Source organism: Thiosocius teredinicola, assembly GCF_002009425.1.
In the GTDB taxonomy this organism is placed as follows: domain Bacteria; phylum Pseudomonadota; class Gammaproteobacteria; order Chromatiales; family Chromatiaceae; genus Thiosocius; species Thiosocius teredinicola.
Genome location: NZ_CP019936.1, coordinates 854,538 through 867,253 on the forward strand (window position 1 = coordinate 854,538; position 12,716 = coordinate 867,253).

Here is a 12,716-nt window from a genome sequence, read left to right on the forward strand (position 1 = left end):
GATTCTCAAGATTTTTCGCAATGCTAACCCGATGCCGGTGGCAAGGCGAATGATCGATCGCATCGCGCTTGCGTACCGAGGCGTGCGCGGTCGAGCATCCGGTGCGGATCAGCGTAGGCGAAGCGCGCTATGCTTGGCAGCCGATGGCTGATCCCCGTTGCTCTGCGTGAAGTCGATTGCTTACATCTTTGCTGGTTTGCTGGCCTATCTGCCGATGTCGCTGGCCGCAGGTGTCGATGCCGACAGGGTGAATGCGCTGCGCGAGCGTGCGGGCCTGGCGTCGTTGGCGCCTTCGCCCGTGCTCGACCAGGCAGCGCGGCAGCATGCCGCCTACCTCGACCGGCACCGCGAACCCGGCAAGACGCCACACGGCCTGTCGGCGCACAAGCAGCAGCCCGGCTTGGCCGGCTTCACCGGCGAGGATCCGGGTGCGCGGGCCGTCGCCGCGGGCTATCCGCATCGCGACGTGCTGGAGAACGTCAGCATGGGTTACGCCGATGCCGATGAGGCGATCGATGGCCTGATGAGTGCGATCTACCATCGCTTGACCTTCCTCGATCTCGAAGCCGACCAACTGGGGGTGGCGGTCGGCGAAAAGTCGCGTGTGTTCGTGCTCGGGCGCTCCGATCTTGCAAAGGTGTGCGCCGAACCTCCTACACAGGCGCGTTACCAGACACCGGTCGATTGCCTGGGACAGACCATCACCCGCGACTATTACCTGCAAATGTGTCGCGGCATCCCTGAACGTGCGTTGTTCAAAGCCTCGTACCCGGTAACCTGCCCGAACGGCGTGCGGCTGCAGGCCGAGTTCATGCAGCAGGTGTGCAACGATCCGCCGCGCGAAGCGCGCTTCATCGGCCATGGCCGCTACTACGAGGCCTGCGACAATGGCACGCGTCTGGACGCGCGCTGGTTCAACGCGCTGTGCGAGAACCAGCCGGAGCATGCGGTATACCGTGCGAGCGGCAGCTACTACGAGATCTGCGATGAGCAGCGCGCGGTGCACGCCGAATGGTTGGAGGCGCAATGCGCGAACGTGCCTGACAGCGGCCGTTACCAAGACTCCGGTCGGTACCGCAGGCCGTGTGCCGAGCAAACTGACGTGCGCGTGGAATATCTCGACGAGTTGGATCGGGCGGCGCGTCTGCCGTCGCCCGAGATCGTCATCTGGCCACCGCAGGGCTCAACCGATGTCACGCCGGCCTTCTTCATCGAAGAGCCCGACCCGCTGCCCGATCGCGAAGTGGCCGGCCAGCCGGTCTCGCTGCAATTCAATCCGGCCAAAGTGCGGACGGTGACGCTCGAGAAGTTCGAGCTGTACCGGCTCGACGGTGACCGACGCGCTATCGTGAGCGATGTGCGCCTGCTCGATCAGGCCAGCGATCCGCATCAATTGCTCGGCAGCCACGAATTCGCACTCTTCCCACTGCAACGGCTGGCGTGGTCGACCCGCTACCTGGCGAGTGTCTCCGCCGTACTCGATGGCGAGCGGCGCTCATTCGAATGGATGTTCCGAACGCGTGGTGACGAGCTGCCGATGGTGATCGTCGGCCAGACGGCTCGGTCATTCGTGATCGATCCCGGCAAACCGTTTCGCGTGTACGTACCGCCGGATGAACAATCAAAGCCGACGGTACTGCGTACGCGCACCGAGTTTCTGCGCGGTAACCAGGTCGAGGTTGCGATCGTCGACCCCAACACCTTGCAGGTCACTCTATCGTTGGCGTTCTGCGATCGCATCCGCATGCAGTTCGACGACGGTCGACAGGCCGAGCTGGTGCCGCAGGGTTGCCGCTGAGCGAATCCGCCAGACCGCCTGCTATGATGCAGGGATCGCACAATCAGGAAGGGTGATGAAGTATTGCAGTGTCTGTGGCAGTGAGGTCCGCGTGGGCGTGCCGGCCGGTGATAACCGGCCGCGGCATATCTGCGACCAATGCGGCACCATTCACTATCACAATCCCAAAGTGGTTGCCGGTTGCATCGCCCACTGGGAAGACAAGGTGCTGATGTGCCGCCGGGCGATTGAACCGCGTCTCGGTCTGTGGACCGTGCCGGCGGGTTTCATGGAAAACGGCGAGACGACCTACGAAGGCGCAGTGCGCGAGACGCTCGAAGAGGCCAACGCCCGCGTGGCGGTCGACGATCTGTACGTAACCGTCAACCTGCCGCACATCAATCAGGTTTACATGTTGTTCCGCGGCCGCCTGCTCGATCTCGATTTCTCACCCGGCGAAGAGAGCCTCGAGGTGGTCCTGCTGGGTGAGGACGAGATGCCGTGGAACGAGATGGCGTTCCCCACCGTTTCTGAGGCGCTTCGGCTGTACTTCGCCGATCGCGCGCAAGGACAATACCCGGTACGCATGCTGGATATCGTGCGCGAAGGTGGCGTCCCGGGTCGCTACCAGGTGCGGCGTATCTCCTGAGTGGGTCTCGATCAATACGCCCTTGTCAGCGCGCGACGCGGGTTCATTTCGCGATCGGCTGGAATGTGACATAGCACTGCGGCGAGAGCATCGGCCTTACCCAATCGATGCGTTCGATCTTAAGGCCCGCTGCATTTGCTTCCGCCTCGAGTTGTGCCTTTGCCACCGGAATGCGGTCTTCAGGGTGCTTGCCACGTATCCAGTTGCGTGCGTCGTAGCTCAACCATGAACTGGATGTGCGCAGAAAATAGAAGGCGATAACCGGCCCGCGGGAGATGCGACGGAGTTCGGCCAGCACTGCGCTCCTGACCTCGGGCTTTCGATAGTGGTGCAGCAAGCGATTGCACAACACGGCATCGAAGGCGTCATCGGCAAAACCGCTCTTGAGGATGTCGCATGCGCTGAACCTGATGCCATCAATACCCTGGCGATGGCTTTGCTGCTGAGCGACCGACAGCATATGTGCCGACGAGTCCGCTGCGGTAACCTGAAAGCCGTCGCGGGCCAACGCCATCGCGATACGCCCCGTTCCGCTCGGCAGATCGAGTACATGGGAACCGGCGGGCAATGCCGACAGCGTGCTGCGGATCAGCTCAAGCTCCCGGGTGTTGCGCCAATCGGGTGCGTGCTTCTTGACGGCATAGCGCTGGGCAACGCCGGCATGATCGAAGCGCGTCATGGTCAATTGATAGTCGTGATCGAGTTCGGCGAGCGTAGGGTCGTGCATACCCATGAATACCTCTGTGGGGGCACGGAGCACTAGTCGGGTTTCGACAGTTTCGTCGTGCGTATTATCGGTATTGGGCAGCGTGCGCCGCGCGGCTTAGTGCATCCTTAAGTCGGCAGCTAGTGGAACAAACTTTGTCGCGCACATTCGGCGCGACAAGGCACTGCCTAAGGCGAACAGCGGAGCACGCCAAGGCACTGGAGTTCGGAAGCCTGCTGCCGACTCGCTGTCGATGAGGGTCTACGGTTGGCGTATGTCTTACGACGCCAAGGTGTGGCGGCTGCGCGTCAACGACCTTTGATTTGCACCCGGCGCACGTTCTGCGCGACCAGGCCGCCGTCTTTCTGTTCGCTTTCCTTCAGGTAGAACTCAAGCACCATGTCGCGGTTTGCCAGGTCATCGGCCTGCAGGCCGTCAGCCAGTTCATTGATGTGACAGAAGGCGCTGTCCCACGGCGATGCCGGGTCGCGGTTGTCGGTGATCCACAGGTTGTTGCCGATGCGTTTTATGAAGCTCAGAAAGCCGTAGCCTTTGTCTTCGATCCAGCGTGAGCAGTAGCCGCGCACGCACGATCCGGTCTCGCCCCAGGCATTGCGCGGCTCGTAGTAGATCGGTACCAGGTCCGGTATCAGGAAACCGGAGTGATAGGCGTCGACCTGGCGCTGCAAGGCCCGCGAGACATTGTTGAAGCCGAGCAGTTCTACGCGGCAGCCCTTGTTCTGCAGCGCCGTCACCAATTGCAAAAAGTCGCCATCGCCGCTGACCAGCAGGATCTCGTCGAGGTTCTCGGCCTGCAGCATGGCATCGACCGCGAGGTCGAGGTCGGCATTGGCCTTGGTGGTCGTGTGGCCCTCTTCATCGGTGTAGCGCTTGACCTCCTTGGTGATGACCTTCCAGCCAAAGTCGCGCAGCGTGTTCTGGTAGGCGTAGGTGCGGCGCGCGTAGTCCTGGTCTTCCTTGGCGCGTTCGGAATCGAATGCCAGGTAGACGTTGAGTCTCAACAGGGTACCGCCGTTGCGCGCTGCGAAGCGCCGCAGGATGTCGTAGCGAAGTTGATAGCCGCCGTTATAGCGCGTGTTCTCGGCGTCAACGAAGACGCCCACTTTGATGTTGCTCAATACGATTCCCGGGCTTCAAGTGATGGTCGATCCGCGCACCCGACGCAACAGGGCGACGGGTGCGCAAGCTCAATTCTCGAAAGGAAGCGTCACCAAAGTCAAACCGATCCGCTCCAGCGATCTGCAGGGATTCACTTTTGCGGATCGTTTCGGCTGCGCGCGAGTTGCAGGATATCCTTTTGCGGGTCGTAGACGGCAGACTCGATTTCAAACATACCCAGCAGGGTGTGGAACACATGATCATGCGACAGATGTTCGTTGCGGATCGCCAGCAAGCTGTCGTTGTCGGCCTCTTCGTAGTTGGCACCGAACCACAGGATGACGGGTACGTGGGTCTGGGTCTCGGGGGCGACGAAGTAGGGCAGTCCATGCAGGTACAGGCCCGACTCGCCGAGCGATTCGCCGTGGTCACTGACATACATCAGGCCTGTTTCGAAACGGCTGTCGTTGCGCTTTAGAAAATCGATAGCCTGAGACAGGAAGTGGTCGGTGTACAGAATCGTGTTGTCATAGGCGTTGCCGATCGTTTCCGGTGCGCAGTCGTCGAGCTGGCTGGTATCGCAGGTCGGTGTGAACTTGCGATAGGCGTCGGGGTAGCGCTTGTAATACGCAGGCCCGTGGCTGCCCATCTGGTGCAGCACGATCAGGATGTCGCCACTTGGGTGCGCGTCGACGTATTCCTGCAGGCCGACCAGCATACCTTCGTCACGGCACTCGACGTCGCAGATCGTGTTGTTGTCGGGCGAGCGATAATCCTGGGTCTCGACACGGTCGGCGACGTGCTTCGAGCTGGAGTTGTTGTCGCGCCACAGAATGTTCACGCCCGCATGCTTGAGCACGTCGAGTGCGTTCTCGGTCGCTAGCGCGTCTTTGCCGTCGAAGTCGTCGCGTGTACTCAATGCAAACATGCAGGGCACGGAGATCGCCGTCGACGTGCCGCAGGCCGACACGTGCGACAGGCTGACAACCTTGCGTTTCGCCAGTTCTGGATTGGTGTCGCGCTGATAACCATTCAGCGAGAAGCGATCGGCGCGGGCAGTCTCACCGACCACCATGATGATCAGCTCGCGTTCGATATCGGCCGCCGGTATGCGGGCGTCGGTGCCGATCGCCTGCAAAGGTCGGCTGGCGCCGGCGATGTGTTCGTCGGCGAATCTGAACAAGGCATAGATCGGTGTCGCCGGATTGCTGTAATAACGCAGCGCCTTGTGTTCGCGGATGAACGATGCGTAGAAGCCGCTCGACAGCAGCATCAGGCCAATCGCGGCCACCAGCGGAATGGCGAGCAGCTTGGCACGCGACACGACTGCAGTCTTGAGCGCTTTTCGCTGGTGCTCGATCAGCACCACCAGTGCGCTTGGTAATACTCCCAGGAGCAACACATACAACGCGAAGCGCCAGCTCATCAGGTCGCCCGCCTCGGCGGCATTGGTTGCCGCCGCGTTGTGCAACATGTCACTGTCGATGATCACATTGTACGTATCCATGAAATACGCGGTGACCGACGACACCATCAACAGGGTTACGAGCACCGCCTTGGTCGCCCTCCCGATGCACAGCACCGCGAGCAGAAAGGTCAGTGCACACAGCAGGACTGCCGCCATCGAGGCGATATGCGCGTAGCCCCAAGGTGCCGATGCAAACGCGTCGATTAGGTTGCGAAACAACGCGAAATTCGCAAACAGCGTCAGAAAGACGGCCGTGCCGACGATGAGTTGCGTGGAACTTGCTGAAAACGCGCGGTGTTTCATGGGGATTCGAGGTTCACTCCTGTGACTCGCTGAATGTGAGCCGGGGCACAGTCGGTGAAACCTGCCCAGCGGCGGCTGAAAGAGTGGGGATTTTGATTCGGTCTACTTAAGGCCTGCTTAAGTATGCAACGCCAGGATTGCATGCCATAGGGCGAAGAGGACCTACCCATGGCTGATATGACAACCCGAAAAAGCAAGACGGAAGTGCCGACGTTGGTCGATCTCGACGGGCCGCAGGCCGAGCGCCGCCTGGACGCCGAGACGTTCGTGCATGCGGCATTCGAGCGCGCTTATGGTGCGCATGTCCAGCATTTCATGCCGACCCTGATGTCGCTGCGCAATGACGACGACACCTTGCTTGCCGTGCTCGGTCTGCGCATCGTCGATCGCCAGCCGCTGTTTCTGGAGCAGTACCTGGACCGCCCGGTAGAACAGGCATTGAGCGCCGCGGCCGGGCTTCCGGTCGATCGTGCCAGCCTGGTCGAGGTAGGCAACTTCGCGGTCGGTGCCATCGGCGGCGGTCGCTGGTTGATCACGGCGCTGACCGCCTACCTGTTCGGCACCGGTCATACCTGGGCGGTGTTCACCTGTGGCCCGGAGTTGCGTAATGCCTTCCGCCGCCTCGGGGTCGAGCTGGTGGATATTGCGCCCGCCGATCCGGGCCGCCTGTCGCCGCAGGAATGTGCGTGCTGGGGCAGATACTACGAGCAGCGACCGCGCGTGATGGCGGCCAGCGTGGCGCAGAGCTACGCTGTTTTGTCGGCCTTGTTCGAGAAGGAATGCGCCTTGAACTCGCTTTGGACTCGCGCCCAGCTGGCGGGCCGTAACGTCGCATGACCCTGTACGAGCGGATAGTTGAGCACGCGGGCCGGATGCCTGCACGTGCCGCATTGATCAGCGCCGATCAGTCGGTGAGCTACGAGCGGCTGGTGGCATCGATCGACGCCGCTGTTGCCTGGTTGAGAGCCCGCGATATCCGCGTGCTCGCGATCGATATGGCCAATAGCCCGGCATGGGCCGTGCTCGACATCGCGGCCATGCAGGCGAACGTCTGCCTGGTGCCTTTGCCGCCGTTCTTCTCGGCCAGCCAGGTGCGGCACGTGCTCGAACTGTCCGGCGCCCAGGCGATCATCAGCGACGCACCGGCGCGGTTGCGCGAATGTTGTCGCGGTCGCTTGGCGACTGCGCAAGAGACGCTGAATATCGCCGGTACCGATCTGGTCTGCCTGCAAACCGAGCCCGGCAGCGGTAAGCCCGCCGCGACGATCCCGGCCGGGGTACACAAGGTAACGTTCACATCCGGCACCACCGGTACGCCGAAGGGCGTGATGCTGGCTTGGCCGCAGATGCGCAAAGTGGTCGAGTCGCTGGCGGATGCAACCGGCATGACGGCCGACGATCGCCATCTCGCGTTGATGCCGCTTGCCGTGCTGCTGGAGAACATCGGCGGCGTTTATGTGCCGTTATGGGCCGGCGCCAGCAGCATCCTGCTGCCGGGTGAACAGGTCGGCCTGAGTGGCTCTTCCGGCCTGGATGCGCGCACGATGACGGCCGCCCTCGTCGCCAATGCAGCGAGCACGGTGATCTTCACACCGCAAACACTGCAGGGCGTGGTCGAGACGCGCGAGTGGGATACGCGCGGCGCGCTGGCGCTACGCTTCGCGGCCGTAGGTGGGGCCCCGGTATCGCCGCGCCTGCTGCAGCGCGCTCAGGAATGTGGCTTGCCCGTGTATGAAGGGTATGGGCTGTCCGAGTGTTGCTCGGTGGTGTGCCTGAACACGCCGGCACACAACAGACCGGGCAGTGTCGGTCGGCCGCTGCCGCATGTCGGCATCCGCATCGGTCGCGACGGCGAGGTATTGATCGAGGGCATGCCGTTTGCCGGGTATCTCGGCGGATTGCACGCACAACCGGCGGGCAGCGTTGCCCACGCGGCGACGGTTTGGCGAAGCGGCGATATCGGCGAGCTCGATGTCGACGGCTATCTCCAGCTTACCGGGCGGCGACGCAATGTGTTTATCACGGCGTTCGGCCGCAACGTCGCGCCGGAATGGGTCGAGAGCGAGCTGACCTTGGAACCCGAGATCGCTCAGGCCGCGGTTATCGGCGAGGCCCGGCCGTTCAATATCGCGCTGCTGGTGCCGGCGGGTGAGGTGTGTCACGAGGCGATCCAGTCGGCCGTGGCGCGCGCCAATCAGAATCTTCCCGACTATGCGCGCGTTTCGCGCTGGGTTGTGGTGGACCCGTTCACGCCGGCCAACGGACTGTTGACCGGCACGGGCCGTATCCGTCGCGACAAGTTGCTTGAACAGCACCGCGACACCATCGAATCACTCTTTGTCGAGGCTCAAACGTCATGACCGATTTTTTCGAGCGCTTGCTCGCAGAGACCGAAAAGGAACGCGAGGAACTGCTGTCGATCCCCTTCATTCAACACGGCTGGAAGGGTGAACTGTCGCTCGACAGCTACATGGCATTTCTCGGTCAGGCTTTTCATCACGTCAAGCACACCACGCCGCTGTTGATGGCGTGTGGCTCGCGCGTACCGCACAACAAGGAATGGTTGCGCGATGCCATGGCCGAGTACGTCGAGGAAGAGGTCGGGCACCAGGAATGGATCCTGAACGATATCAAGGCGTGCGGCGGCGATGCCGAAGCGGTGCGTCGTGCACAACCCGGCATGGCGGCAGAGCTGATGGTTGCCTACGCTTACCACACGATTGACCGCGGTAATCCGGTTGGCTTTCTCGGCATGGTGCTGGTGCTCGAAGGGACCAGTATCCGCGTCGCGACCGACGCCGCTGCCGCGTTGCAGGGCAATCTGGGTCTGCCGTTCAAGGCGTTTTCTTATCTGACGAGCCACGGCTCGTTGGATCTGTCACACATGGATTTTTACAAGAACCTGGTCAACCGCCTCGACGATGAAGCAGATCGCCAGACAGTTATCCACTGCGCGAAGCGGTTCTTCCGCCTGTATGGCGATGTGTTCCGCGCACTGCCGCTGACGCTGAACGCCGCGGCGGCGGCCTGACCGGTTGCATTACAAGAGACTACGGAGGGGGAGGAAAACCATGAAGCTTGAAACCACGCGTGTATTGCTGACCGGTGCTGCGGGGGGCATCGGTTCGGCGATTGCAGAAAAGCTGGCGGCCAGAGGTGCGAACCTGGCCCTGCTGGGGCGCAACGACGACGAGACCGGGCCATTGGCCGATCGCCTGAAGGCAGATGGGGCCATCGTGTACGGGCTGTCGGCCGACCTGCTCGATCGCGAAGCGCGTGAGCAGGCGATCAACGAGGCGCACCAGCGGCTTGGCGGCATCGACATGTTGATCAATTGCGCCGGCCTGATGAGCTTCAGGCCGTTCAGTGAAGAAGACCCGGAACTGATGGCGCGCATCGTTCAACTCAACCTGACCGTGCCGATGATGGCGGCCCGCCAAGTGCTGCCTGAAATGCTCAAGCGCGGCAGCGGACATATCGTGAACATAGGCTCGACGTTCGGCAGCATCGGCTTCGCCTGGTTTGCCGCTTATTCGGCGAGCAAGTTCGGCCTGCGGGGCTTTTCCGAGGCCCTGCGTCGCGAGTTGGACGGCACCGGCGTGAACCTGACCTACGTTGCGCCGCGCGCGGTCAAGACCAAGCTCAATACCGACGCCATGTACCGCATGGCCGAAGCGACCAAGATGAACATGGACGATCCGGCGTGGGTCGCCGACAAGACGGTCGCCGCGATCGAGGCAGACGCCAAGGACGTCTACCTCGGATTCCCGGAGAAATTCTTCGCCCGCCTGAACAGCTTCCTGCCGCGCCTTGTCGACGGCGGCCTGCGCAAGCAGAATCAGGTTATGGGTGGTTTCGCACGTGACGCCTGATGTCGTTTGTTTGGGGCGCAACGCTGGCGTTGCACCTTTGCCCGGTGCCCTTTGTTCACGGAGACGGGACGCTTGAGAGTTCTGCTGGTTGAAGACGATGCCTTGTTGGGCTCGGCTGTGCAGGCCGGCCTGGAGCAATCGGGGTATACCGTCGATTGGTTGCGCGACGGTCGCATGGCGGCCGACAGCCTGCGCACCGAGCAGCCGGATGTTCTGGTGCTCGACCTGGGCCTGCCCGGCAAAGACGGTCTGACCGTGCTCAAAGAACTGCGAGCGCAGCACTCGCTGCTGCCGGTGCTGATCCTGACCGCGCGCGATACGGTGGAGGATCGGATCGCCGGTCTCGACATCGGTGCCGACGACTATCTGGTCAAGCCGTTCGATCTGGGTGAACTCACGGCGCGGCTGCGTGCAATCTCGCGACGCAGCGGCGGCCGGGCCAGCCCGGTGATCGAGCATGGCGACATGGTGTTTGATCCGGCGGCACGCAGCGTGACCGTCGATGGCGAGACCGTGGCGCTATCGGCCAAGGCCCTGGCGATTCTCGAGGCGCTGCTGGAGCGTCCCGGCATGCCGTTGTCGCGTGAGCGCCTGGAACAGATTCTGTACGGTTGGGGCGAGGGCGTGGAAAGCAACGCCGTCGAGGTCCACATCCATCACCTGCGAAAAAAGCTCGGCAAAGATCGCATTCGTACGATTCGCGGTCTGGGTTATATGATCCCCAAGGCCTGATACCTCGCACACCTGTCGTTATCGATGAACGCGCCCACCTCCCTCAAACGTCGTCTGCTGGTGATGCTGATCTCCGGCATCCTGCTGGTCTGGCTGGCGGTGCTCGTGCTGGTCTACCGTGCCGCGCAACATGAGGTGGAAGAGGTCTTCGATGCCGACATGGCGCGCAGTGCGCGCATCCTGCAATCGCTGCTGATCCACGAAGTCGAGGAAGAGCAGGAGATGGCGGAAAAGGTGCGCGAGGTCACCGCCGAACTCAATGCGATCAAGGGTCAATCGATGCCGCGCTTGGCGGCAATCCTGCAAGAGTACATGGAGGAAGAAGGCAGGGAGCGGCTCGAACTGGTCACCGCCGCGCAGAACGCCGGGCAACGCTACCAGGCCGGTCTGGCGTTTGTCGCGCGCTACGGCGACGGTACCGTGCTGGTTCGCGACAGCACGGCGCCGGACATGCCGCAGCTTGATGATGGCTTTGCCAATGTCGAGCTTGGCGATGCAGCGTGGCGGGTATTCACGCTGACTCAAAAGGAAACCGGTTTCGTCGTGCAGGTCGGCGAGAAGCAGGCATTTCGCGCCGAACTGGTCGGCTATATCACCAGCAATACCTTGATGCCAGCGTTGATCGCCCTGCCCATCCTGGCGTTGTTGATTTCCTGGATAGTCGGACGTGCATTGAAGCCGCTCGAATCGGTTGCACGCGACGTGGCGCGGCGCGCACCGGATGCGCTCGACCCGATCGAGGCACGCAATGCGCCGCAAGAGGTCCACACTCTTGTACAGGCGCTGAACGACCTGTTTGCTCGGGTCGCATCGACCCTGCGCCGCGAGCGCCAGTTCACGGCTGACGCCGCACATGAACTGCGTACCCCGTTGGCGGCGCTCAAGACCCACTTGCAGGTCGCGCGCAAACGATCACGAGAGACCTCGACGCGGCAGTCGCTCGACCAGGCGCTGCAAGGCGTGGATCGTGCCACCCACTCGGTCGAGCAATTGTTGTTGTTGGCACGTGCCGATTCACAGCAGGCCAAGGCGTTGGTCGATGCCAAGGTCGACCTGGGTGCCTTGGTGTCCGATGCCGTTTCGGTTATGAGCCAACAGGCGGTGGAGCGCGATATCGACCTGGGTGTCGACGGATCCGGATCGGTCAACGTCGTTGGCGATGCAACCGCGTTGCAGGTGATGCTGCGCAATCTGGTCGACAATGCGGTGCGCTATACGCCGCGTGGCGGCACGGTCACCGTCAGTGCCGGCAGCAACGCCGGAAAGGCCTGGTTGCAGGTGGCCGACGACGGCCCGGGTGTTGCCGCGGAAGAGCGCGGCAAGATCTTCGACCGCTTCCATCGCGGCGAAGCGGAGCAGGCCAACGACACGACCGGCAGTGGCCTTGGCCTGTCAATTGTGCAGCGAATCGCCCAACTGCATGGCGCAACGATCGAACTTGGCGAAGGACTGCACGGCCGCGGGTTGGCCGTGAGAGTTGTCTTCGCCGGCTGAATCTTATCCCGAGGTGCGGTTTAGTTGCCCGGCCTGGCGGCCAGCCACAGTACCGACGCCTCGTCCTGCTTTGCCAGCTCCTTCTTCATAACCAGCGTGCCGCGATCGAGTCGCCATTCGAGGACCTCGGCCGCATCGGGTGTGTCCGATACGGCCTGTTCGACATTGCTCGGCTGACCGAACGCCGTAATAAACTGGCCGAGCATCTGTTCGTGATAGGGCTCGCGATAGTTCACCTTCATACCGGTCACCTGTTGGTCGACGAAGTAGAAGGTGATGAGTCGCGCCGGCAGCGTATTGAAGGTGCCGATGCGTGCGGCACACAGGCTCTCACCGAACGGCGTCTGCTTTTCTCCGCACGTCCATTCGTGTTCGGCGAATACCGTTTTGATGTCGGTTTCGCTGAACGAGCGATCGAGCTTGGCGATATCGACCTTGATGTCTTCTTCGCCGAGCAGCCACAACAGGGCGGTGTCGGACAGGCGCGAGCCTTCGTCGGTGAAGATCAGGAAATACGGTGGCACGAATACCAGGATCAAAAAGAACAGGGTTTTGTGCAGGCTGGGTTTCTTGTCGGCCATGACGTTGTTCGATGC

The 12,716-nt window shown here is 62.1% G+C and carries 12 protein-coding genes; 8 read left to right on the plus strand and 4 right to left on the minus strand.

The window, feature by feature from the left end:
- Positions 1-166 precede the first annotated feature (166 nt).
- Positions 167-1,798, plus strand: coding sequence for a CAP domain-containing protein (locus B1781_RS03990; RefSeq protein ID WP_078118422.1), 1,632 nt, complete (start codon positions 167-169; stop codon positions 1,796-1,798).
- Between the two features lie 55 nt (positions 1,799-1,853).
- A complete protein-coding gene (locus B1781_RS03995) occupies positions 1,854-2,426 on the plus strand; it encodes an NUDIX hydrolase (RefSeq protein ID WP_078118423.1) in 573 nt (190 codons plus the stop codon).
- 43 nt (positions 2,427-2,469) lie between these two features.
- On the opposite strand, the gene B1781_RS04000 is transcribed toward B1781_RS03995, so the two are convergent.
- From B1781_RS04000 to B1781_RS04010, 3 genes are all read right to left on the minus strand, one after another.
- Complete coding sequence (locus B1781_RS04000; protein WP_078118424.1) at positions 2,470-3,159, minus strand: class I SAM-dependent methyltransferase; 690 nt, start codon at positions 3,157-3,159, stop codon at positions 2,470-2,472.
- A 281-nt stretch (positions 3,160-3,440) separates the two neighbouring features.
- Positions 3,441-4,271 (minus strand): LabA-like NYN domain-containing protein, encoded by an 831-nt coding sequence (locus tag B1781_RS04005; protein WP_078118425.1) that lies wholly within the window; start codon positions 4,269-4,271, stop codon positions 3,441-3,443.
- Between the two features lie 131 nt (positions 4,272-4,402).
- Complete coding sequence (locus B1781_RS04010) at positions 4,403-6,022, minus strand: phosphoethanolamine transferase (protein WP_078118426.1); 1,620 nt, start codon at positions 6,020-6,022, stop codon at positions 4,403-4,405.
- A gap of 168 nt (positions 6,023-6,190) precedes the next feature.
- On the opposite strand from B1781_RS04010, the gene B1781_RS04015 reads away from it, so the two are divergent.
- The 6 genes from B1781_RS04015 (at position 6,191) to B1781_RS04040 (ending at position 12,120) form a co-directional block, all read left to right on the plus strand.
- On the plus strand, positions 6,191-6,859 hold the full coding sequence (locus B1781_RS04015) for a thermostable hemolysin (RefSeq protein ID WP_078118427.1): 669 nt from the start codon (positions 6,191-6,193) through the stop codon (positions 6,857-6,859).
- A complete protein-coding gene (locus B1781_RS04020; RefSeq protein WP_078118428.1) occupies positions 6,856-8,382 on the plus strand; it encodes an AMP-binding protein in 1,527 nt (508 codons plus the stop codon). Before B1781_RS04015 ends, B1781_RS04020 begins: the two co-directional genes overlap by 4 nt.
- Entirely contained in the window at positions 8,379-9,053 is a 675-nt protein-coding gene (locus tag B1781_RS04025; protein ID WP_078118429.1) for a TenA family transcriptional regulator, read from the plus strand. Before B1781_RS04020 ends, B1781_RS04025 begins: the two co-directional genes overlap by 4 nt.
- 40 nt (positions 9,054-9,093) lie before the next feature.
- Positions 9,094-9,894: an SDR family oxidoreductase gene (locus tag B1781_RS04030; protein ID WP_078118430.1), complete on the plus strand. Its 801-nt coding sequence runs from the start codon at positions 9,094-9,096 to the stop codon at positions 9,892-9,894.
- 72 nt (positions 9,895-9,966) lie between these two features.
- The gene (locus B1781_RS04035) at positions 9,967-10,626 is read left to right on the plus strand and encodes a response regulator (RefSeq protein WP_078118431.1); all 660 of its coding nucleotides are present in this window, start codon (positions 9,967-9,969) and stop codon (positions 10,624-10,626) included.
- A 24-nt stretch (positions 10,627-10,650) separates the two neighbouring features.
- Positions 10,651-12,120 (plus strand): ATP-binding protein, encoded by a 1,470-nt coding sequence (locus B1781_RS04040; RefSeq protein ID WP_078118432.1) that lies wholly within the window; start codon positions 10,651-10,653, stop codon positions 12,118-12,120.
- 20 nt (positions 12,121-12,140) lie between these two features.
- Here B1781_RS04040 and B1781_RS04045 read toward each other — a convergent pair whose 3' ends face one another.
- Complete coding sequence (locus tag B1781_RS04045) at positions 12,141-12,701, minus strand: hypothetical protein (protein WP_078118433.1); 561 nt, start codon at positions 12,699-12,701, stop codon at positions 12,141-12,143.
- Positions 12,702-12,716: the final 15 nt, after the last annotated feature.

What these genes read in the sequence shown, in the direction of transcription:
- B1781_RS04040 (WP_078118432.1), top strand. Translation starts at nt 10,651, where the DNA reads ATGAACGCGCCCACCTCCCTCAAACGTCGTCTGCTGGTGATGCTGATC.
- B1781_RS04030 (WP_078118430.1), top strand. Translation starts at nt 9,094, where the DNA reads ATGAAGCTTGAAACCACGCGTGTATTGCTGACCGGTGCTGCGGGGGGC.
- B1781_RS03995 (WP_078118423.1), top strand. Translation starts at nt 1,854, where the DNA reads ATGAAGTATTGCAGTGTCTGTGGCAGTGAGGTCCGCGTGGGCGTGCCG.
- B1781_RS04025 (WP_078118429.1), top strand. Translation starts at nt 8,379, where the DNA reads ATGACCGATTTTTTCGAGCGCTTGCTCGCAGAGACCGAAAAGGAACGC.
- B1781_RS04000 (WP_078118424.1), bottom strand. Translation starts at nt 3,159, where the DNA reads ATGGGTATGCACGACCCTACGCTCGCCGAACTCGATCACGACTATCAA.
- B1781_RS04045 (WP_078118433.1), bottom strand. Translation starts at nt 12,701, where the DNA reads ATGGCCGACAAGAAACCCAGCCTGCACAAAACCCTGTTCTTTTTGATC.
- B1781_RS04015 (WP_078118427.1), top strand. Translation starts at nt 6,191, where the DNA reads ATGGCTGATATGACAACCCGAAAAAGCAAGACGGAAGTGCCGACGTTG.
- B1781_RS04020 (WP_078118428.1), top strand. Translation starts at nt 6,856, where the DNA reads ATGACCCTGTACGAGCGGATAGTTGAGCACGCGGGCCGGATGCCTGCA.
- B1781_RS04010 (WP_078118426.1), bottom strand. Translation starts at nt 6,022, where the DNA reads ATGAAACACCGCGCGTTTTCAGCAAGTTCCACGCAACTCATCGTCGGC.